A 22,470-nucleotide genomic window follows, 5' to 3' on the forward strand; every position below is an offset into this window, starting at 1 on the left:
AAATTAATCATATGAATTTGGGAGTGTGCGATGGCCGGTGGTGTAATGTATCAGCCGGAAATTCTCAGTGATGAGACTTTCACTTTGGCGGAATGCCCCAATTGGGATGCGGCCAACAATCGGCTTTACTGGACAGACATCCTTAATTGCAAACTGCACGCGCTTGATGTTGCCACGGGCCTTCGCAAGACATGGACCTTTGACAGCGAGCTTGGTTGTTTCGGGCTGACCGATCAGGGCCGCATTATCGTGGCCCTGCGCAAGGATATCCTTTTCCTTGATCCGAAAACCGATGCGCGTGCGCCGCTGTGTCGCATTGAAGACGGGATCAACAGCCGCACCAATGATGGCAAGATCGGGCCGGACGGCGCGTTCTGGGTCGGCACCATGGATGACAATCCTGAAAAGATGCCAATTGCCTCGCTCTATCGCATTACGGCCGATGGCAAGATCGAGGAAAAGGCAACCGGTTTCAAGATTTCCAACGGCATTGCCTGGTCCGGTGACGGATCGAAAATGTATCACTCGGACTCGCGCGGGCCGTGGGTCAATCGCTGGGATTTTGATGCTGCCACCGGCAATATTTCCAACTGCACGCGTTACCTTGATCTCGATGATACGCTTGGCCGCCCGGATGGCGGGGCAGTGGATGCCGAAGGGTGCTATTGGTCGGCGGGTGTGTCGGCGGGCAACCTTAATCGCTTTGCCCCGGACGGGACGCTTTTGAAATCAATCCCGATGCCAATGCCAAATCCGACCATGCCGTGCTTTGGCGGGCCGGACATGAAAACGCTTTATGTCACCAGCCATCAGGAAGGCTATAGCCCGGAAAAACGCGCTGAGTTCCCGCATGCCGGGAAGCTGGTCAAGCTGCGCGTTGAAGTGCCCGGTGTGCCGGTCACAGCGTTCCGCGAAAATAGCGAGCGCCGTGCGCAACCCCGCTAAGAGGTCCGCTAAAACCAAAAAGGCCATGCAGGGAAATCTGCATGGCCTTTTTCTTTGGGGTCGGTTTGATCAGACCTTTTTGATTTCAGCCGTCACAGTGCCAAGTCCCTCAAAGATCGCCTCGATCTTGCCATGCGGTGTAATGGTCGGAAGGGCGCAGGCACCGGTGGTGATGACGTCACCTGCCTTCAGGCTTTTGCCGCGCTTGGCAAGGAACCCGACCAGATATTCCAGCCCGCCAAATATCTCTGGCCAGGCATCCGGATCATCATTGCTGGCAAGAACTTCGCCGTCACTTTTGGTGGTGACTTTGCCGCCAATAAAACCAAGATCACGCCAACCGTCAATTTCAGCACCCAGGATGAAGTGACTGGTCGAATTCAGATCCGCCAGTGTCTGGATCGGGTCTTGCTTTTCGTGATAGCGGCGATCGGCAATCTCGATTGCCAGATGCATGCTTTTGATATGATCAAGGATGTCGCTTGATGTCGCATCCGGGGCAGGGGTGCTGTCCATGACAACCGCGATTTCCGCCTCGATATTGGGAAAATGGATGTCCTTGGTGGTCAGTGTCGCGCCATCGCCAAGAATCCGTCCATCCAGCAAAGGCCCCACCAGCGGGCCATCGGCACCGATCTTTTCCTGTGCCGCACGGGTCGCAACTGCAAGCTTCCAGCCCGCCTGCGCAATACCGACCGTGGCAAGGGTGGCATCCTGAATGGCATAGGCCTCCTCAAAGTTCTTGGGCGCAATGTCAGCAGGCAGGGGATCAATCAGGGTGTGGGTGGTGAAGGCATCGGCAAGGATGCGGCTGGCGGCAGTGATATCAGTCATTCCCGGTCTTCTTGTTTGTGGCAATTGATTTGGTCGCCAGAGCCTAGCGGGCTTTGTTGCCAAAGTCATCATACCAATTGCCGCGATTCGGTGAAATCGACCAGATCTTCCTGATTCATTCCAAAGTCGTACATCGTCGGAATGACCAAGAAACCCATGTTTTCTGCGGTTTATGGCGATTTCAAAAAGTCTGAGTATTATGTTTGACAAAGTGATATGATGAATTTATAGAATCGTCATAGTTATTTGACGTATTCAGACATTAGGGACGCTTGATGCACTATCTAGAGATGAAAAAGGCGATTGGCGCCGGGTTGCTTTCTTTTCCGGTGACGCCTTTTGATGCCGAAGGCGCGCTTGATCTTGCGACCTATCGCACGCATGTCGGCTGGTTGTCGCAATATCCGGCAACCGCCCTGTTTGCCGCCGGTGGCACCGGGGAATTCTTTTCCCTGACCCCGGCCGAGGTGGTCGAAACCGTGCGTGCGGCCAAGGAGGTTGCGGGCGACACCCCGATCATCGCCGGGTGTGGATATGGCACGGCAATGGCGGTTGAACTTGCCAAGGCCTGCGAGGACGCCGGTGCAGATGGTCTTTTGCTGTTGCCGCAATATCTGGTTGGTGCCGAACAGGAAGGCCTGTTTGCCCGCGTGAAGGCGGTGTGTGATGCGGTTGATATCGGCGTGATTGTCTATAACCGCGACAATTCGATTATTACGGCTGAAACGCTCGCCAAGCTGTGTGATGTCTGCCCGAACCTGGTCGGGTTCAAGGACGGCCATGGCAATATCGAAATGGTCACCAAGGTTTGCACCGTGATCGGGGATCGCCTGTCCTATATCGGCGGCATGCCGACAGCCGAGGTCTTTGCCAAGGCATACAAGGCAGCCGGTGTGACAACCTATTCATCGGCGATCTTTAACTTCCTGCCGCAACAGGCGCTTGATTTCTATGACGCGCTCGGTCGCGACGATGACGCCGCGATGAGCCGCGCACTGACCGAATTTTTCTATCCGTATTTGGATATCCGCAATCGTGGAAAGGGTTACGCCGTTTCCATCGTCAAGGCGGGCATGCGCGTGATCGGGCGCGATACCGGCCCGGTGCGCAGTCCGCTGACCGATTTGACGGATGCGGAACATGACATGCTGGCCGATGTGATCCGCAAGGCCTATGGCGACGCGGCACTTCGCGCCGCCTGATGGCGGGTCGCCAACGCGACATATGACTTGTTATTTCCCGGCAGGATCGCCTGCCGGGGAAACAGAATGGGACGCTAAAGCTGCAATCGGTGATCGGGAATTTGATACCGGTCGCAACTTAGTTGTTAACAAATCTTACAGTTATGTTTACAAGTGATGAATTGTAGGATTAAATGATAAGAACAAGACCCAAAAGGGCAAAATGCTTCAATGAAATAGACAACAGATTGTCTGGGAGGACCTGAAATGAACAAGTTTATCAAAACCACAACGCTGACGATTGCGGCGGCTGCCGTATCGGTGGCGCTGGCATCCGGTGCGCAGGCCAAGGAATGGCGCGGCTGGAACATTCATCCGCCGGAATACCCGGTTTCGACCGGCATGGAAGAATTCGCCAAGCTGATCAATGAAAAGTCCGGTGGCGATCTGGAAGCCAAGGTTTACCACGGCGGCGTTCTGGGCGATCAGCCTGATGCGATCCAGCAGGTTCGTTTGGGTGGTTTGGACTGGGCTGTTTTCAACCTTGGCCCGCTGGGTGAAGTCGCCCCCGAAGCCAACGTTGTGTCGCTGCCTTTCATCTTTAAAAGTGTCGATGCCATGCATGACGTCATGGATGGCCCGGCTGGTCAGCAGATCGCCGATGGCCTGATCGAAGCTGGCCTTCAGCCGCTCGGTTGGTATGACTCTGGTGCGCGTTCGTTCTATAACTCCAAGCGTCCGATCAATACCCCGGCGGACCTTGACGGTTTGAAATTCCGCGTCATGAGCAACGATCTGTATGTTCAGATGGTTGATGCGCTTGGCGGTAACGCGACCCCGATGGCCTATAGCTCTGTCTATCAGTCGCTGAAAACCGGCGTGATTGACGGTGCGGAAAACAACTACCCGTCCTATGACAGCTCCGGCCACTTTGAGGCGGCGAAATACTATTCCGTCACCCAGCACCTGATCCTTCCGGAATGCCTGTGCATGAACAAGGCGCTTTATGACAGCCTGTCGGACGAGGAAAAGAAAATCGTCCACGAAGCAGCTGAAGCGTCGGTCACTGTACAGCGTGCCGCATGGGCCGATCGTGCAGAGCAGTCCAAGGAAAAAGTCATTGCCGCCGGCATCGAAGTCAACGAGATCGCCGACAAGCAGGCTTTCCAGGATGCCATGCAGCCGGTCTATGACAACTTCCTGAAAGCCAACCCGGATCTTGCCGATCTGGTCAAGGCGATCCAGGACGCGCAGAAATAAGGCCTTAAATATCTGAAGGGCGGCGATAATATCGTCGCCCTTCTTTTTGGCTGCGCTTAGTATGTTCGTCGTTTATCTGTTTCTGGTAGCGCGTAGATGTTTTCTCGTTTTGTTAATGTGATTGATCGCTTGGGCGGTGGGATTGCCGGGGTGCTGAACCTGATTGGTGGTTTGGCCCTTGTCGCACTGATCCCGAGTTTCGCCTGGCTGGTGTTCGGGCGTTATGTCCTCAATGAAACGCCGACCTGGGTTGAACAGGTTTCGCTTATTCTGATTGTGCTGATTACCTTTCCGGTCGCAGCTGCTGGCATCCGCGACAACAGCCACCTTTCCGTTTCCTTTTTCCGCGATGCTTTGCCGCCGAAAATGGCCGCCATTGTTGCGGCCATCGGGTATGGCGCGTCGGCCTGGTTTGGCTATTGGATGCTGATCGGGGCGATGGATCTGGTCGCGTTTAACTGGGCCAAGACCATGCCGATCATTCATATTTCAGATGGCTTGCGGTCCGTTCCGATGGCGGTATGCGGGGCCGGGATCATGTTTTACAGCGTGGTTCATATCCTCAAGATCGCGGCGCGGTGGAAAACCATTTCCCAAGCCCGCATTTACCATGACGATCTTTTGAACGAGGACGTGAAATAACATGGGCATGACCATTCTTCTGGGCGTGTTTGCCATTGGTATTCTGATTGGCATGCCCGTTGCCATCGCACTTGGCATTGCCGCCCTTGGCGCGTTCTTTGTCGAAGGCCTTCCGACCCTGATTGCGTTTCAGCGCATCGGATCGGGGATCTCGGCCTTTTCGTTGCTGGCCATTCCGTTCTTTATCTTTGCCGGTGAATTGATGCTTCACGGCGGGATTGCGACCCGGTTGGTACAATTTGCGACCGCCCTTGTCGGCAGTCGCCGCGGCGGCCTTGGCATTGTGAATGTGTTTTCATCAATGCTGTTTGGAGGCATTTCCGGTTCTGCTGTGGCCGATACATCGGCCCTTGGCTCGATCCTGATCCCGGTGATGAAAAAGGAAGGCTACCGCGCGGACTATGCCGTCAACGTCACCGTGACCTCGTCAATCGCCGGGATCATGATCCCGCCCAGCCACAACATGATCCTTTATGCAGTGGCGGCCGGTGGCGGCATTTCGATTTCCAAGCTGTTCATGGCCGGTGTGGTGCCGGGCATTATCATGTGCTTGTTGCTCGGGCTTGCGACCTGGCTGGTTGCGATCAAGCACGGCTATCCGGCGGAACCGTTCCCGGGTTGGGCAGTGGTTTGGCAGACAGCAGTCCGTGCACTTCCGGGCTTCTTTACCGCTGTCATTATTGTCGGCGGGGTGCTGAGCGGTGTGTTCACCGTAACAGAATCAGGGGCGATCGGTGTCGCCTATGCGCTGATCATTACCGGTTTGGTCTATCGTGAACTGAGCTGGGCCGGTTTTATTGCTGCGGTCAAACAATCGGCCAAGACGACGGCCCTTGTGATGCTGCTGGTCGGCTGCGCGTCGGCCTATGGTTATATGCTGGCGTTCTATCAGGTGCCTGATGCCCTGGCCGATGCGATCACCGGCATTACCGACAATCCGATCATGGTGTTGTTGCTGATCAATGTCATGTTGTTGGTTGCTGGCATGATCATGGATATGGCGGCCCTCATCCTGATTTGTACGCCGATCTTCCTGCCGCTTGCCATGCAGTTCGGCATGGACCCGATCCAGTTCGGCATGGTTTTGATGATGAATTTGGGCCTTGGCCTGTGTACGCCGCCTGTGGGATCGTGCCTGTTTGTCGGCTGCGCAATCGGCGGGGTGAAAATCGAAAAGGCCGTTCAGACGATCTGGCCGTTTTATCTGGCGATCCTGACGGCACTTTTGCTGACAACCTATATTCCTGCGATTTCATTGACGCTTCCGAACCTTGTGTTCGGGGGAAATTGATCGCGGGAAAAATCGATACCAAAGAGGATAATTATGAAACGTTTGCTGATCACCGGTGCCGGTGGAAACCTTGGCAAGATCTGCCGCGAAGGGCTTAAGGGCTATGCCGATGTCATTCGCCTGTCTGATATTTCCGCAATGGATCCGGCTGGCCCAAACGAAGAAGTCGTGCAATGCGACCTTTCGGATCGTGCCGGCGTCATTGACCTGACCAAGGATGTTGATGGCATCATCCATCTTGGCGGCATTTCAATCGAGGCCGCCTTTGATGACCTGCTTCAGGCCAATCTTGCAGGCACCTATAACCTTTATGAAGGTGCGCGTCAGAACGGCGTCAAGCGCATCATGTTTGCCAGCTCCAACCACGCGATTGGTTTTCACAAACGCACCACCAAGCTGGATGACACATCCGAACAGCGCCCCGATAGCCTTTATGGCGTGACCAAATGTTACGGCGAGGCGATGGCAAGCTACTATTTCGACAAGTTCGATGTTGAAACCGTCTCGGTGCGCATCGGGTCCTGTTTTGAAAAGCCAAAGGATCGCCGGATGCTGTCCACCTGGATGAGCCCGCGTGATTTTATCTCGTTGATGAAGGCGATCTTTAACGCCCCGATGACCGGCCATCTCGTGATGTACGGGGTTTCGGACAACACATCGAAATGGTGGAGCAATGATCACGCGGACTTCCTTGGCTGGAAACCGCAAGACAGCTCCGAACAGTTCCGTGCCGAGATCGAGGCTGCCTTTCCGCCCGAAGATCGCAAAGACCCGGCTGTGATTTATCAGGGCGGTGGTTTTGCCGCCAAGGGCCATTTCGAAGACTGATATAGGGTCGTCTTTCGATCTCAGGGCTACCTAAAATCAATGGCCCGAACGAGTTTCGTTCGGGCCATTGTTGCAACAGGTAGGCACGTCAAAAAGTTTGTCAGATGTGGTCCGTTAGCCTTGCAGCAACCGCAGCAGGTTTTGCGGCATCTGGTTGGCTTGGGCCAGCATGGCAACACCGGACTGAACCAAAATCTGTTTGGATGTAAAGGCCGTCATTTCAGCGGCAACATCCAGATCAAGCAGGGTGGAACGCGCGGATTCCGTATTTTCCTGCGTCGATGCAAGGTTCTGTGCTGCAAAGTCCAGACGGTTCTGGGAAGTACCAATTGCGGCACGGGCGCGCTGCAAGTCGTCAATCGCACGCGTTACGACTTCGACTGCGTTTTGGGCGCCAGCTGCAGTGTTAATAGCGTTAGCACCAAGATCCTCGAGCGTTTCCTGACCGATACCAGATGATCCCAGTACCGCAGAGTCAACTGCGCTCAAATTAATCGAAAGACGATCATTGGCGGTGTTGCCGCCACCGACCTGGAACTCAATTGTGTCGGAAAGCTGCTGGCCCGAGTCCTCTTCCATGAAAAAGAGCTGACCGGCGGATGTGTCGACGCCAGTTCCCATGAAATCGGTGTTAACCGAACCAAAGCCGAAATCATTGGAACCTGCGGTACCAGCCCTAACATAATCAACGGTGTCGGAGAAGTTGGTGTTTACCGTAATTGAAAGACCCAGCTCATCAAAATTGAGCACCGTGTTCTCGCCAGCAGCAATGGATCGTGACCCGCCGGTCGCGGCAAAATCGGTGATATCAATTGACTGGGTCCGCTCGATAGAGCCATCAATCGCGGTAAGTACAGTCATGATGACCTGCTCGCCGGAACCTTCGTTAATTCTTATCTCTAAACCGTTATCGTCGACACCATCTGCAGCTACGTCCTGTGCCCAGTAATTGTTGTCCGTGATCGCGAACCGGTCAAAACCGAAAGCGGGCGTGAGCGCTTCATTGTTGGTGGCAGGTGTGAGATTGATTGCAACATCACCCCCATCGCCAAGCAGCTGAATACCATTGAAGTTGGTCGAGGATGCGATCCGGTCGATTTCGTCACGCAGTTGGACGAATTCGTCATTAAGGAAGCCGCGCTCGGTATCTGACAGGTTGCCAGACGATGCCTGGACAGCCAGGGTCTTCATACGAACGAGAACATCATCAATGGTTGCCATACCGCCATCGGCGATCTGGAGCATTGAGTTGGCCTGGCCAACGTTGACGGTTGCGGTTTTGAGAGCCTGGGTGGTTGCATTCAAACGCGCACCGATGGCCATGGAAGCGGCATCGTCACGTGCAGAAACAACACGGGTACCAGAAGACAGTTTCGACAGCGAACGGGTCGCCATCTCGTCAGAAGCAGACAAGTTGCGATGCGCAACATTTGCCGCATAGTTGGATATAATGTTGAGTGCCATTGGATTTCCTACCTGGAAAGTGGCGATGGTTTACTACGTGTAAAGTTCGCAATTAGTGATAAAGCTACAGTAACAACTATAAGTAAAATATCCTCTTGTCGAGCGAAATCTAATTTATACGACAGATAAACAGTATGTTCCTATTCTTTAGGGTAGGTTTTGAGCGGCTATTTTCGATGAACAGAGTGCGAAGCAATGCCACTCTGAGACCGCATGTAGAGTTTCTGTGCCGGGACTCGCACCGTCTGGCGGTTTCGCATTCTGTCATTGAAATAGCTCCGCCACAGAGTTGGGGTTTAAATCGGCAGTTGTTGTGTAGCGAACGCAGCAAGATCTTCGTATCGCGATGCTGGCTTTCAAACCCGGGACTTTCCCAAGGGGAATGGTCGTAGGGGCCTATGCTTTTTGAATTGACGCATGGTCAGGATTGCTTATAAGCATAAATAAAAATGATAATAGTTATCATTATCGAATTCTGGATGTGCAGCGATGGCGGTCTGTGACCGTTCCTGGGATAGTCTTTATCAGCAATATCATGACCGTTTGTTGCGACAGGTGCAGAAATATCTGCCGGCGCGCGACGAAAGCCAAGATGTGTTGCAGGATCTTTATGTGCAACTGCGCCATCGCAAGATCGATCCGGCTGACATTGCCAATCCTCCGGCCTTTCTGATGCGCATGGCGACCAATCTGGCAATTGATGCCTTGCGTCGTCACAATCGCAATCCGGTTGAATTCACCGACCCGACCGAGATCAGCGAGATGGATGGCGCAGGCAGCCAGTCCGTCACCCCCGAACAGATCAGTTCTGATCGCCAGCGGCTTGAGATCATCCGACGCGCGATTGATGATCTGCCACCGCGCTGTCGCGAGGTGTTCTTGCTGTGCAAGCGCGATCATCTAAGCACGGTGGAAGTAGCCGAACAACTTGGCATCAGTCGCAATATGGTCGAAAAGCATTTGCGTCAGGCGCTTGGACATTGCAAACAGGTGCTGGCGCGCCATGAAAATTAAACATCCTCTTTTGCGCGGCCCGTTCGTCAAACATACAACAGCCTCCTCCGTCAGAAGCCGGGTAACGACACTGCCATGACCGAATTCCGCTATCCCGACGACTGCCAAAGCAATGATGACATTGCCGATTACTGGGCCGTACGCCTTGATGATGTGCAACTAAGTGTCGCTGAAGAAATCGCCTTTGAACGCTGGCAGGCGGCGGATCCGAAAAACCCTGCACGCCTGATCCGGGCCCGTCAGACATGGCAGGGCATGGAAATCGCCGCAGCCGAATTTTCAGACGATGAAGACCATTCGATCAGGTCGCGCAAGCCAGATCATGACACCGGCTTTGATAGCGAAGCCGTCCGGCGTGATCTGGAACGATTAGGTGCGCTTGAAGGCGGCAACAGTCGCCTGCCGGGCATGCGATCGGCCAAACGCCGCGCCCGTCCGATGTTGGCGATTTTCACCATTCTGTTGCTGCTGGGGCTGTGGGGCTATTCCGCGTTTCAACCTGATGCCGACCTGATTGCGGAAAGCACTCCCGGTGTTGTCGGTGAAGTTCATGAGCTGTCTGACGGTTCACGCATCTGGATGGAGCCGGGCACACGCGTTGCCTTGGCCTATGGCGATCGGTATCGCGACCTTACTGTTCTTGAAGGCGGTGTATTCATCGAAGTCGCCAAGGATAGCACACGCCCGCTGCGTATTCATCTGAACAAACTGACGGCAACGGCGGTCGGCACGGCATTCAGCGCCTCCAAATGGGGCGGTCATGTCCGGGTTGAGGTGTCCGAGGGCACGGTTGATCTTGAAAGCCGGACGGCAAAACTCGCCCGCCTGACCGCCGGACGGGCATCGTGGCAGGATGCAGATGGCGACATGCATTACGGTATGGTGGCACTGGATCGGGTTGGCGCGTGGCGCGATGGTCGCTGGGTGGTCGATGACTTGCCGATTGACGAATTGTTCGCCCGTCTTTCGCCTTTGATGGAGGGTATCAGCTTCGTGCGCGATCCGCGCTTGGGTGATATTACGGTTTCGGGCAGTTTCGATCTGACCAAACCGGACGGGGCCTATGGTGCCATTCTGGCGGCCTATGGCCTGACGGACCACATTGTTCCGGGCGGTTTCAGAATAATTTCAAAAAAATAGAAAATTTCACCTCCTCATTTCGCGGCGGTGTTCGTCATGAAGGTAATAGTGATTTGCATTATTATTCTCATGCGAAGGGGTTCGAACTTGAATATCGTGACTTTTGGGGAAACCAGAAAATTCGGAATGTCTCGCCTTGTGGGCAGCACAGCCCTGTTTGCCACACTGATGATCACATCGGTCCCACAGGCCATGGCACAAACCGCATCTGATACTGCGCAGCCGGTTGCGGTTGCCGCAGGGGATCTGCGCACCGCCCTTGATCAGGTTGCCGATCAGTTTGGTTTGCAGCTTGTTGTGCAGGGGGATCTTTCGGGCATCGAAAGTGGTGCGCTGACCGCCGACATGTCCGCCGGCGAGGCCCTTCAAAACCTTCTGTCGGGCAGTGGTTACAGGTATGAATTTGTCTCTGAAGACAGCGTCATCATCAAACCAGTCACAACCACCACAAGCGACACACAGAGCAAGGTCACCTTGCCTGAGGTTGTCGTGACTGCCACCCGTTCGCGCAGATCAATTGCCACCATGTCGCCGTCGGTCGTGGTGATCGGCCCTGATCAGATCGAAGCCCAGTCGGCCAAAAGCAGCGACATCACCAATGTTATTCGCAACAATGTGCCGGGCTTCATGTTTGATGATCAAAGCCTGATCTCCAGCACCGAAACCTTCCGTGGTCGTGATGTGCAGGTCCTTGTTGACGGGATCGCTCGCAACACGCCGCTACGCAACAGCAGTCGTATCCTTTCGATGATCGACATCCAGCAAGTCGAAAGCATCGAAGTCATTCCGGGCTCGAACGCGATGAACGGGGATGGCGCGACGGGGGCGACGATCAATATCATCACCAAGACCGGTGAAGTCGGCAAAAACGTCTTTGTCGTTGATGGCCATGTCAAAAGCTACACCGATGATATCGGGGAAAGCTTCTCGCCGTCGTTGACCCTTTCGGGCAGTGGTGGTTTTGGCGCCGTCGATCTGGCGGCCAGCATCACCGGTTCGAAAACCGGCAATGCCTATGACGGTTATGGCAATCAGGTGCCATCAGATGCGATGCTGGGGCAGGGCGGGTTTGATAACGCCGAAGACCTCAATGTTTTCGGCAAGGCCGGTGTCACTCTTGCCGAAGGCCATCGGGTGTTTCTGTCCTCGGAAGTCGTGCGGTTCCGTCAGGATATCGAATACTATGCCGACCTTTCGACCGACCCGGTGTCGGTCAATTATGACAGCCCCTATCTGGCGCAACCGCTTGAAGATGAAAGCCAGTATTTCACCGGCGGTTACGAGTTTGATTTTGGTAAGATCGGTGTTGGTGATCTGAAGCTGTTTTACAATGACAGTTACAAGCAGGCCGCACGTGCTGAATATAACGCGTCGCATAATCCCGGCCTTGTTTCGCTTGCCAGTAACGGTGCGATTGAAGATCCGTTGGGGCAATCGGTTATCGATACCGTCAAGTATGGCGTGAAGCTATCGACCGACACCAACCTTGATGCCGCCTATGAGGGGCTGACCTTGACCTGGGGTGGGGATCTGACCTTTGACGATGTTAAATATGAAACCGTCAGCGGGCGGGATATCGGCGCCCCGATGGAGCAGGAGGGTCACGCCATCTTTGCCCAGCTTTCAGCACCTGTGACAAAGTATGTCGACCTGTCCGGTGGTGTGCGTTACGAGGAATATGATCTGACGGTCAAGGATTTCACCCGTCCGAGCTATATGCGATACAACGGTGGAACTCCGCAGCAGATCCTTGCCGCTGCGGCCTTCACCGGCGGCGAAACGACCTATGACGCCGTGACCTACAATGCCTCGGCCGTGGTGCACTGGACGGATCGCATTGATACGTCACTTAGCTATAGCGAAGGTTTCTCTGTTCCGGATGTTGGCGCCTATACCCGTCGCGCCGGACTGAGTGGCACGTCCATCCCACTTAACTTCAATGACATTGATGTCGAGGCCTCCAAGGTCAAAACCTATGAGGTGGCGGCACGCTATGACGGAACCGATTTCCGCTCTACCGGTGCGATCTATATGAGCACCAATGAGCGCGGTGATAACTATGATTCCTCGAAAAACAAGCTCAGCCAGGAAAAGGAACGCATCATCGGGGCGGAGCTGACCGGCGAATATTACATCTCGGATGATACCTATGTCGGGGCATTGGCGTCCTATGTTGAAGGCCGTTATGACACCAACGAAGACGGTGATCTTGATAGCTGGCTTCCCAACAACCGCATCCCGTCGCCGTTACGCTTTACCGGTTATGTCGACAGCTACGTCTGGGGCGACCTGAACATGCGCTTTGACGGGACCTATACGGCGGGCCGTTACAAGATCGAAGATGCCAAGATCAAGCCAAGCCTTGTTTTCAACCTGTCGGGCAACTATCCGCTGCTGGGCGGCACGGCGCGCTTCGGGATCGAAAACATCCTTGATACCAGCTACGAAAATCCGGCGGCAACCGCACTGCGTGGCTATTCGGTTGCCGGTCATGGCCGCACCGTGACGATGGGGTATCGCCGCGAATTCTGATGACGGCACCTGCATCTGATGGACCCATCCAACGGCCCGGCGGTTTTCCGCCGGGCTCTTGCGCGTAAAGGAAACCAGTATGTTTCGATCAAGCAACCCCGCCCCGGACATCGTCCTGTTTGAAATGATTGATCGGCAAAGTGATGCGGATGGTAAGGCCTATCTTGCCGCACTTGAGGCACTGGCCGCCCGCCGCGATCCGGCCATTCTGATTTTCCGCGTGGCGGGATTTGCCGATCAGGATCACGAAATCCGCAAACAGGCGGCCATCTGGTTCAAGCAAAACCGCGACCGGTTGAACGTCTTTGCCAAGGGCCTGATCCGCGTCGATGAGGGGCACCATCATGGCGATGGCGCGGTTCACCGTCACGATGAAGAGGACCCGCAACAAAGCAACTTTGCCCGAATGCTGCCATTCCCCGTCAAACATGTTGCGACGCTGGATGCCGCATTTGCCCTTGCCCGTGATTGGCCGCCGTCGGACCACTAACGGATCGGGCGAACTGAATACGGATCCGGGGTTGGAATATGATAAATGTTCATGTTATGTTCTTTTTAAAAGGCATCACATAACAGGATTTAAAAATGATCAAGGGAAGCTGCCTGTGCGGCAAGGTTACGTTCGAAATTTCCGGCGAACCATCATCGCTGAGCTATTGTCACTGCTCGCGCTGCCGCAAGGCGGCGGGCGTTTTTTCCGCTGTGGTGATTGGCAAGGCGGATGATCTTCATATGCTGACCGGTGAAGAGGTGATTGGTCGCTATAAGGGGCCGGACGCAAAGTTTGACCGCTGCTTTTGCAAGGAATGCGGCACATCGCTTGGTGATTTGTCTTCGGGCGACATTTACGTTGTGGCGGCATCCGCCCTTGATGATGATCCGAAAATTCGCCCATCCGTGCATATCCATACAGCGTCGAAGCCCGACTGGTATGACATCAAGGATGATCTGTTGAAGTTTGACGGCGACTACATCCCGCCAAACGGCTAACGCTAACAGACCAGATTTCGACAGGAGTCATGAAATGCCATGACGCCTGTGATCACCGTTTGCGAACCGCAAGGATCAGGAAATAGCTCGTCCCGATCAGGGCGGCGATCAGGCCGGTCGGCAGTTGTGCCGGATAAATCATGTTACGCGCCAGCCATTCGGCCACCATCATGACATTAACCCCGATCAGAACAGCGCCCAGCAAATGACCACCCGAAAGGCGGTATCCCGCAACACGTGCCAGATGCGGTGCCATCAACCCAACGAAGCTGAGCGGCCCGACCAGAAGCGTCGCGCTTGCCGCCAGAATGGCAGCAAGCAGCATCATGGCAAACTGAAAGCCGGAAATCCCAAGACCCAACGATACGGATTGATCCGTGCCAAGCGATGCCAGTTCCAGCGGACGGCGAAGTGCAATCGCCACCACCAGAAGCACACCGGTGACGGCGGCGACAATCATTACCTCGTCCATATTGGTGAAATAGGTGGTGCCTGCCAGCCAGGACATCAGCATTGATGTCTGCGTGCCGCCGCGGGTCAGAACAATGCGGACAATCGCGCCGAGAATGGCCGTCATCGCAAGACCGTTGAGTAACATGTAATGCGGCGCGTGGGTGAATTTGCGACAAAGGGCAAGCAAGACGAAAAGCGATGCAATCCCGCCCGCGGCCCCTATCACCATCAATTCCGCACGTTGTCCGAAACCGAAAATCGCCAGTGCCATGATCATGGCAAGGGCAGTGGCCGAACTGACCCCGGTGATTTCCGGGCTTGCCAGCGGGTTACGCCCGACACGCTGAATAAGCGTGCCCGAAACCGCAAGGGCGGCGCCGCAAATCATCGCGGCAAAGGTGCGCTCTGCACGCCCGATCAGGATATCAAGACTGATATCCTGCCAGCCCAGAACAACAAAACCATTGCCATCCAGCGAGACGAACAATGAAAACACCACACCGATGACAAGGCTGAGAGAAAGCGCAATCGAAAGGGCGGTTTTGGAGACGATCTGTTGATCGCTGTGCTGATCGTCGCTTTGACTGCCGGGCATGATGCGCGCCTTGCGCAACATGAAAATGATGAACGGTGCACCAAAGAGCGCGGTGGCAGCCCCGGTCGGCAAGGGATCGCCGCCAAATTCGTTAAACTGGCGCACCAGAAAATCAATCAAGACAAGGGCAAAGCCGCCGGTGAAAACCGAATAGATCATCAAGTCGCGCGACCGTGACAAACCGGCAATCCGCAGGGCCGCCGGGATGGCAAGCCCGACAAAGCCGATCATGCCGGCTGCCGAAATCACCGATGCCGTGATGAAAACGGCAAGACCAAGGATCAGCAGTCTAAGAACCGTTACCTTCGCGCCCAGAGAACTCGCCGTGTCATCGCCAAGGGCCAGAAGATCAAGCGGGCGCGACAGGACCAGAATGGCAATCATGCCAATCAGCACACGCGGCCAGACAAACTGCGTATCCTCCCAGCCGTTCTGGGCCAGATCACCGGCCCCCCACATGAAGATCGATTGCAGATATTGCTCGTTAAACAGCAGGATAATTTGCGATCCCGACTGCAACAGCAGATTGACGATCATCCCGGCGAGAATGAGCCAAAGTGTTGCGTTACCGCGATTGGCGGCAATCAGATAGACCGCACCGAGCGCAATCAGACCCCCGGCAAGGGCAAAGGCCTCCTGAAACATGGCAAGCGATGCCGGGGCCAGCAGGACAAACAGGGTCAGGGCAAATTCAACGCCCGCCCCGACGCCAAGGGTCGTGGGTGATGCCAACGGATTGCGCAAAACCGTCTGGATTGCAGCCCCGGCCAAGGCCAGACCCGCACCACACAGAAACGCCATCGCAAGGCGGGGCAGGATGCTGTAATGAAAAAGGATCTGGTCAAAATCGGTTTCATCCGGGCTGAACAGGGCCTGTGTTGCCTGTCCACCGGCAAGATACGGCCAGAAATCAATTACCAGCACGGCAAGGGGCAACAGCCCCAGAATGCCTGTCAGGATTGCCGGAATGGACAGCGTCCCGGGAAAGCCGGACCTGCGTGAACCGTGAAGTGCCTCATTGCTCATTGTTGCGGGCCGTTTTCAATGGTCTCGGTCAGGAGTTTGGCAAAACGAAGCCCGGAGGGCACCCCGCCATAGGCCCAGACCACCGGTAATTCATAAACCCGGTTGTTGCGGGTGAAGTCCATCACCTTCCAGATCGGGGAATTCAGAAGTTTATCAAGCACAATGTCGGGCACCGGATTGGTATAGACCAGCGTTTCCCTGGCATAGGGGGCGAGGACCTCCAACCCGCCGCGGCCAAAGCCCCACTTGTTGACCTCCCCGTCATAGGCGACCGGCACGCCCATTGCCGTCATCACCGAACCGGGCAGCGAGATATCGGCAAAGATCCCGACATTGCTTTCATCAAAGAAGAACACAACGTTGATTGTCTGATCGGGCCCGATGGCGGTTTTGATGCGGTCGCCATACTTGATCAGTTCCTGATCAATATCGGCGAGATATGCTTTGGCCTCTTCCTCGCGCCCGGTGGCCTTGGCGATTTTGCCAAACACCTCGCGCGCGGTTTCAAACGCAGGGCGCTTGCCATCAAACAACTGCAGTTCCAGAACCGGCGCAATTTCGGCCAGTTTTTCATAAGACATTCCGAGATCGGGCACGGAAATGATCAGATCCGGATTTGACGCACGAAGGGCTTCCAGATTGGGCGATGAACGCTGGCCAAGGTCAACGAAGCTGTCTGGAAGATCCGGCTTGGCAACCCAGTCGAGGTAATCTTGCGGGTCGGCAATGGCGACCGGATCAAGGCCAAGGGCAATGACGCTTTCGGTAAAGGCCCAGTTGATGGTCGCCACCCGCGTGGCCGGGGTATCAAGGCGCAAAGTGCCACGTTCATGTTCGATCTCGATCGGGTCGGCGATGGCGGTTGACGCATTTGCACCGATCAGGGCAACACACAGCAAAACCGGACAAACAAGCGCGCGAAGGATGTTCATGCCAGATGTCCCTTACGAACCGCTTGCGGCGGTGTCAGTGCCCGTAACCGCATCGGCCAGCAATTCGGCAAAGCGTGCCGCGGACAATACCCCGCCAAAGGTCCAGCTTGCCGGGATGGCATGGACATGGTCGTTGCGCGCAAACGGCATGGCCTTCCAGATCGCAGAGTTAAACAGGGTTTCGCGTGTGGTCGGTGCGATCGGCTCGACATAGGCGAACTGCACATCGCCCATCTTGGCCAGATCCGACACATCGCCATTATGAAATGCCCAGCCGTTCACATCCCCGTCCCATGCGTTGGCAAAACCCATGCGCCCAAGCACAGAGCCAAACAGCGATGTCTTGCCATGAATGCGGAAATGCGACTCATCAAGAATACGGACAACAGCGAATTTCGCATCATCGCCGACGTGATCACGGATGCGCGCGGCGGCGGCTTCGATCCGGGCATTGACCGATGAAATGACATCCTCGGCGGCGGCCGGTTTACCGGCCAGTTTGGCGACATTGCGCAACAGGGTCTCGGCCCGGTCAATGGCGGGTTCAGTGCTGCCGGTATTGTAGATGGAATAGACAAATGTCGGCGCGTAGTCTGATAGTTTGTCATAGGCCATCGAGATTTCGCCGCCGATCAGGATGGCATCCGGTTTGGCTTCGCGAAGTGCCTCGAAATTCGGTTCGCGCCGGTTGCCGAGATCTTTGAAGCTCTCAGGCAATTTGGGTTCCGCCACCCACAGGCGATATCCATCGGCCTCGGGAATGGCGACCGGATCAATGCCAAGTGCCAGAAGGCTTTCGGTCAGAGACCAGTTTGAGGCGGCAAATCGGGTCGGATGGGTTTCAAGAGTGACTTCGCCCAACTCGTGGATAAAGGTTTCCTCAGCCATCGCGGGCAGGGCGCCAACGGACAGAGCTGCAGTTCCGACGACGACTGAAAGGCACGCAATTGTGCGACCAATCCAAGGTTTTGATATCATGATTTCCCTGATCCCTGTTGATGTGGAGACGTGCGCAAGCAGCTAGGCGACATAGCTTATGAAGCGGTCCGGGTTGCTGAGTTTGATGACGTCGATGTCGGTCTGGAAAATATCGCGCAGCGTATCGCCATTCATGAAATCGTGCGGCGTGCCCTGCCAGCAGGTGCGCCCGCCGCGCAGTGCCAGAATGTGATCGGCAAAACGCCCGACCATGTCGATGTCATGCAAGACGGCAATCACGGTCAGATTGTTCTGATCCTTAAGGTTGGCGACCAGTTGCAAAATGTCGCGCTGATGACCGACATCAAGCGCCGAGGTCGGCTCATCAAGCAATAGCACCGGCGCATCCTGTGCCAGTAACATGGCAAGCCAGACCCGCTGGCGTTCCCCACCCGAAAGGCTTGCGACCAGGCGGTCGGAAAACTCCGTCACGTGGGTTAGATCCATTGCCCGATCGATCTTGGCGTGGTCTTCGTCACGATAACGGCCAAACGCGCCGCGCCATGGATAGCGGCCAAAGGCCACCAGTTCGCGCACACTCAAATGCGGTGGCACAACCGGGTTTTGCGGAAGGTAAGCCACCTTGCGGGCGAAATCGCGGGTGCCATGATCGGCAAGGTCCTGTCCGTCGAGTGCAATGGCCCCGGATGCCGGTTTGTTTTTGCGTGCCAAAAGCTTGATCAGCGTGCTTTTGCCCGATCCGTTATGGCCGACAATCGCGCTGAACGCCCCGGTCGGAAAACCGACCGTGATATTCTCAAGCAGCGTCTTTGGCTTTTTGCCATCACTTTTGAAAGCGACGTCTTTCAGGTCGAACATGGACGGAAACTCATGCGCCGGGAAATGGAAACTGCGCCATCGCCGGATCGCGGCAAGCCGGCGCGCTATAAAGTCTGAGAATGCTTATCAATTACTTTCTCTAAATGCAACCGAGTTGCGATTGCAGCCTGCGGAAAATTAAAGCGACCCATCTAATCATCATATAAAATTACTTTTCAGCGGGCATCATTCCGGTTAGCAATGAAAGCTTATAATTTTGATCGCATCGGGCGGTTTGCCGCGATAAGAATGGTCATACAATTACAAGGCGCCAAACAGACGCGCCGCGATCAGGGAGAACCCATGTCTAACGTAAAAACCGTTTTGCCAAATCTGCGATGCACACTGGGGGAAGGCCCGCATTGGGACGCCGAAGATGGCGTTCTGTACTGGGTCGATATTGTCGGCAAGACCGCCTATGCGCTCCGCCCGGATGACGGCGGATCGCGCAGCTGGGTATTTGATCAGCCGGTTGCTGCCATCGTGCCACGGCAAAAGGGCGGGCTTGTGGTAGCCCTTGCCGACGGGTTGGCCTTTCTCGATCCCGACAGTGGCAAAACCACCCCGTTTGTCGCCCCCGATGGCGATCATCCGGGTAACCGATCAAATGAAAGCCGGGTCGATCCGATGGGCCGTTTCTGGATCGGCACCATGCAAAACAATATCGGGCCGAATGGCGAAGACCTGCCGGTCACCATTTCCACCGGGACGCTGAACTGTGTCACGGCCGATGGCGAGACATCGCGTTTTGGCGAGAATATCGGCATTTCCAATACGCTGTTGTGGTCGGCCGATGGCACAAAGATGTTCTTTGGCGATACCATCACCAATACGCTCAAGGTTTATGACTTTGATATGAAAACCGGCGTGCCATCCAATCCCAAGGTGTTCTTTGGGCCGCAGGATCGCGGCAATATGGATGGCTCGGCGATGGATGCCGATGGCTATATCTGGAATGCGCGGTGGGGCGGGGGATGTCTGATCCGCTTTGCGCCGGATGGCAGTGTTGATCGTATCATCGAACTGCCGGTGACCCAGCCGACCAGTTGCGTGTTTGGTGGCCCGGATCTCAAGACGCTTTATATCACTTCGGCCGCGGTCGGGTTGGAAGGCAATGGCAATCCGCTTGAAGGTGCGCTGCTGTCGATCCGAACCGAGGTTGCCGGCCAATTGTGCCATCCGTTTGCCGGCTAGGCTTTTTTCGTCACGATTGCATCGCCTTACGGGCAAATCGCGCCAAACAGCCCCTTGGGTGCCCTAAATCGGGTAATTGGCGCAATTTGCCCATTTTTGGCCTTGGTTTTCAGTATGTTTGGCGTCACCATTATGTGGTGGCAGAATACATCACCAAAAATACGAGCAAGCCGGGGTTAAAATGAAACCTGTTACCGCCGCAACCATGTGGGCAAGGGCGCTTATTGCCTTTGGCGTGGTCGCAATATTGTCGGGCTGTGCCGCCCTGCAATCACCAAGCAACAGCGTCACCGGATCGGTCAGTTACCGTGAACGGATCGCACTTTCGCCGGATAATACCTTCCTTGTCGTGCGGTTGCTTGATGTCTCGCGCGCTGACGCGCCATCGGTGGAAATCGCATCGCTGCGCCAGCCGGTGGCAAACCCGCCGATGGTTTTCATCCTGCCCTATGATCTTGATGATATCGAGCCGCGTCACAGCTATGCGGTCGAAGCCAAAATCGTCAATGCCAATGGCGATCTTCTGTTTCGCAATGATCAAAGCTACCCGGTCCTGACCCGTGGTGCGCCAAGCGACGTTGATATCGTCGTTCGCCAGGTGCCGCGCGTTCAGGGTGACGGTGCGCGTAACGGCGATGGATCGGATGTGCCTGACGACATCGCAGCGATCGAGGCCAAACTGGCCGACATGCGCGTCATTCCCGGCCAGTATTCCGCATCGGACCACACCGTGACCTACAAGGCCTATGTCACGACGGATGGTGAACCGCTTCTGGTTGATGAGCATCGCGATCTTGGTGATTACGGATCAAGTGACGTCAAACTCTATTACCGCAATGGTCAATTGCTGCGCTTTGCCGAGGACGCCAAACGGGTCAATTACGGCGGGGAGCAAAGCGACGCACCGCTGCATTACACCCTGACACTGGATTTCGCCCAGGGGCGCTTTTCAAGTGGTACCAAAACCGTCAACGGCACATCCAGCCAGCCCGATGAACATGAAATCAGCGGAGCATTATCCCAAAGCAAGGTGGCGCTCAGCCGGATCGAGGCGATGTTAAGCCAGCTTAACAGCACCCCGGATCCGATGACCGGCCCGGAATTGTTTATCTGCGATGATCAAAGCCGCTTTGCCGTGACATTCGATCATGACGCGGAGCGCGCCATTGTCGAAATGCGCGGACGCGAACCGATCAGTCTGGCACAGATGCCGACCGGTTCGGGATATGGTTATGGCAATGACATGTACGAATTGCGGGGCAAGGGGGCTGATGCAATCTGGACAACGCCGTCGGGCGATTTCCATTGTGCGGTTTCATCCATGCCGGTCGAGGCCGCAAGCCTTGCCCTTGCACCGGGTGATTTCCCGGTGGTCTCGGTTGCCGAGCTTAAAAGACAGGGCGATGGTATCTGGACGCGCTATTTCGATGACATGATGCCTGCCATCACCGCCTGCCTTGCCAAAAACCCCGGTGATCTGGTGTCGGTGCTGAAAGCCTGGCCGATGGATCATGGCATGGTTGGTGTCCGAACCATCAATGGCAATGGCGGGCGTTATGATTGTCTTGTCACTTCTGACGGCATGGGCACCGCCCATACCGAACAGGTCGAAACCACGACCAACATTTTGCCCGGCGAAGATATTGTGCGCTACACCCCGGCCAATAGCGCCTATCCCGGCGGCGAATGCTTTGCTCATGAACGCCTTGAACAGAACGGCGTGTTTATCGGCTGGTTGTCGGAAAAGACTTGCTGATCTGATCGGTAAAGACCGGATAGCAAAAATCCCGGCCGGGGAAACCCGGGCCGGGATTTTTTTGTCGTATCGCTTTGATGTCTTAGTGGATCATGGCCCCGGTTGCGCTCAGCATGCCGGTTGAACCACTCAAGCTATCGCCGTTGCCAAGATGGACCGCCTGGAACCGGTGACGGTCAAAATGGCCGGGCATCAAAAGCCCGCTTGCGGGGGCCGCATGGAAGCCAAAGCGCGCGTAGTAGTCCGGATCCCCCACCAGAAGAACCGAACGATGACCGGCTGCCTGTGCCGCATTAAGGGCGGCATAAACCAGACCGGCACCCACGCCGGACCCGCTATAGATCTTGTCGACGGCAAGCGGGCCGAGCAGCAATGCATCCCCTGCATCGCCAGCATTGACATTCCACAACCGGACAGTGCCGATCATTTGTTTGCCGTCGTGGGCGACAAACGCAAGACCGTCCGCCGGAAGCCGATTACGGCGCAGGATTTCAGACGATTTCTGAAACCGCGCCTGACCCATTACGCGATCAAGCAGCTTTTCGCGTTCAATGTGCGAATATGCGCCTTCGCGATCAATTGTGATCATTGGCCTA

General features: G+C 55.4%; 20 protein-coding genes. 13 read left to right on the forward strand and 7 right to left on the reverse strand.

Translation table 11 applies throughout. The annotated features are described in order from the left end of the window. The first annotated feature begins 30 nt into the window (after positions 1–30). Positions 31–945, forward strand: coding sequence for an SMP-30/gluconolactonase/LRE family protein (locus B2T33_RS09280; protein ID WP_286791750.1), 915 nt, complete (start codon positions 31–33; stop codon positions 943–945). A gap of 69 nt (positions 946–1,014) precedes the next feature. Here the strand turns inward: B2T33_RS09280 and B2T33_RS09285 are convergent, their stop codons facing one another. Next, a complete protein-coding gene (locus tag B2T33_RS09285; protein ID WP_286791751.1) occupies positions 1,015–1,779 on the reverse strand; it encodes a 2-keto-4-pentenoate hydratase in 765 nt (254 codons plus the stop codon). A 275-nt stretch (positions 1,780–2,054) separates the two neighbouring features. On the opposite strand from B2T33_RS09285, the gene kdgD reads away from it, so the two are divergent. From kdgD to B2T33_RS09310, 5 genes are all read left to right on the forward strand, one after another. After that, on the forward strand, positions 2,055–2,981 hold the full coding sequence (kdgD, locus tag B2T33_RS09290; RefSeq protein WP_197147052.1) for a 5-dehydro-4-deoxyglucarate dehydratase: 927 nt from the start codon (positions 2,055–2,057) through the stop codon (positions 2,979–2,981). A 246-nt stretch (positions 2,982–3,227) separates the two neighbouring features. After that, on the forward strand, positions 3,228–4,220 hold the full coding sequence (locus tag B2T33_RS09295) for a TRAP transporter substrate-binding protein (protein ID WP_063087906.1): 993 nt from the start codon (positions 3,228–3,230) through the stop codon (positions 4,218–4,220). A 96-nt stretch (positions 4,221–4,316) separates the two neighbouring features. Further along, positions 4,317–4,862 carry a TRAP transporter small permease gene (locus B2T33_RS09300; protein WP_008890159.1) on the forward strand — a complete coding sequence of 182 codons (546 nt, stop codon included), beginning with the start codon at positions 4,317–4,319 and terminating at the stop codon, positions 4,860–4,862. 1 nt (position 4,863) lies between these two features. Beyond that, positions 4,864–6,153, forward strand: a complete 1,290-nt coding sequence (locus B2T33_RS09305) for a TRAP transporter large permease (protein WP_286791752.1) — start codon at positions 4,864–4,866, stop codon at positions 6,151–6,153. Positions 6,154–6,186: 33 nt separating this feature from the next. Beyond that, entirely contained in the window at positions 6,187–6,981 is a 795-nt protein-coding gene (locus B2T33_RS09310) for an NAD-dependent epimerase/dehydratase family protein (RefSeq protein WP_286791753.1), read from the forward strand. Positions 6,982–7,095: 114 nt separating this feature from the next. On the opposite strand, the gene B2T33_RS09315 is transcribed toward B2T33_RS09310, so the two are convergent. Continuing rightward, positions 7,096–8,445, reverse strand: coding sequence for a flagellin (locus tag B2T33_RS09315; protein ID WP_286791754.1), 1,350 nt, complete (start codon positions 8,443–8,445; stop codon positions 7,096–7,098). Positions 8,446–8,934: 489 nt separating this feature from the next. Between B2T33_RS09315 and B2T33_RS09320 the strand changes: the two genes are divergently transcribed. The 5 genes from B2T33_RS09320 to B2T33_RS09340 all read left to right on the forward strand — a co-directional run bounded on the left by B2T33_RS09320 (position 8,935) and on the right by B2T33_RS09340 (position 14,121). Then, positions 8,935–9,459: an RNA polymerase sigma factor gene (locus tag B2T33_RS09320; RefSeq protein ID WP_286791755.1), complete on the forward strand. Its 525-nt coding sequence runs from the start codon at positions 8,935–8,937 to the stop codon at positions 9,457–9,459. A gap of 75 nt (positions 9,460–9,534) precedes the next feature. Continuing rightward, positions 9,535–10,599 carry a FecR family protein gene (locus tag B2T33_RS09325; protein ID WP_286791756.1) on the forward strand — a complete coding sequence of 355 codons (1,065 nt, stop codon included), beginning with the start codon at positions 9,535–9,537 and terminating at the stop codon, positions 10,597–10,599. A 126-nt stretch (positions 10,600–10,725) separates the two neighbouring features. Beyond that, positions 10,726–13,131 (forward strand): TonB-dependent receptor domain-containing protein, encoded by a 2,406-nt coding sequence (locus tag B2T33_RS09330; protein ID WP_286791757.1) that lies wholly within the window; start codon positions 10,726–10,728, stop codon positions 13,129–13,131. Positions 13,132–13,210: 79 nt separating this feature from the next. Next, a complete protein-coding gene (locus B2T33_RS09335; RefSeq protein WP_286791759.1) occupies positions 13,211–13,621 on the forward strand; it encodes a hypothetical protein in 411 nt (136 codons plus the stop codon). Positions 13,622–13,716: 95 nt separating this feature from the next. Beyond that, positions 13,717–14,121: a GFA family protein gene (locus tag B2T33_RS09340; RefSeq protein WP_064781851.1), complete on the forward strand. Its 405-nt coding sequence runs from the start codon at positions 13,717–13,719 to the stop codon at positions 14,119–14,121. Positions 14,122–14,173: 52 nt separating this feature from the next. Here the strand turns inward: B2T33_RS09340 and fhuB are convergent, their stop codons facing one another. The 4 genes from fhuB to B2T33_RS09360 all read right to left on the reverse strand — a co-directional run bounded on the left by fhuB (position 14,174) and on the right by B2T33_RS09360 (position 18,924). Beyond that, positions 14,174–16,195, reverse strand: coding sequence for a Fe(3+)-hydroxamate ABC transporter permease FhuB (gene fhuB, locus B2T33_RS09345; protein ID WP_286791760.1), 2,022 nt, complete (start codon positions 16,193–16,195; stop codon positions 14,174–14,176). Then, positions 16,192–17,127, reverse strand: a complete 936-nt coding sequence (locus B2T33_RS09350) for an iron-siderophore ABC transporter substrate-binding protein (RefSeq protein WP_286791761.1) — start codon at positions 17,125–17,127, stop codon at positions 16,192–16,194. Before B2T33_RS09350 ends, fhuB begins: the two co-directional genes overlap by 4 nt. A 12-nt stretch (positions 17,128–17,139) precedes the next feature. Further along, on the reverse strand, positions 17,140–18,015 hold the full coding sequence (locus B2T33_RS09355) for an iron-siderophore ABC transporter substrate-binding protein (RefSeq protein WP_286791763.1): 876 nt from the start codon (positions 18,013–18,015) through the stop codon (positions 17,140–17,142). Positions 18,016–18,147: 132 nt separating this feature from the next. After that, a complete protein-coding gene (locus B2T33_RS09360) occupies positions 18,148–18,924 on the reverse strand; it encodes an ABC transporter ATP-binding protein (protein ID WP_286791765.1) in 777 nt (258 codons plus the stop codon). Positions 18,925–19,227: 303 nt separating this feature from the next. Between B2T33_RS09360 and B2T33_RS09365 the strand changes: the two genes are divergently transcribed. Beyond that, positions 19,228–20,118, forward strand: coding sequence for an SMP-30/gluconolactonase/LRE family protein (locus tag B2T33_RS09365; protein ID WP_286791767.1), 891 nt, complete (start codon positions 19,228–19,230; stop codon positions 20,116–20,118). A 181-nt stretch (positions 20,119–20,299) separates the two neighbouring features. Next, positions 20,300–21,874 (forward strand): YbaY family lipoprotein, encoded by a 1,575-nt coding sequence (locus B2T33_RS09370; protein WP_063087934.1) that lies wholly within the window; start codon positions 20,300–20,302, stop codon positions 21,872–21,874. A gap of 82 nt (positions 21,875–21,956) precedes the next feature. Here the strand turns inward: B2T33_RS09370 and B2T33_RS09375 are convergent, their stop codons facing one another. Beyond that, positions 21,957–22,463: a GNAT family N-acetyltransferase gene (locus B2T33_RS09375; RefSeq protein WP_286791770.1), complete on the reverse strand. Its 507-nt coding sequence runs from the start codon at positions 22,461–22,463 to the stop codon at positions 21,957–21,959. Positions 22,464–22,470 lie beyond the last annotated feature (7 nt).

Origin of the sequence: Thalassospira sp. UBA4513, assembly GCF_002388495.1 — a bacterium.
Taxonomy (GTDB): Bacteria; Pseudomonadota; Alphaproteobacteria; order Rhodospirillales; family Thalassospiraceae; genus Thalassospira; species Thalassospira tepidiphila.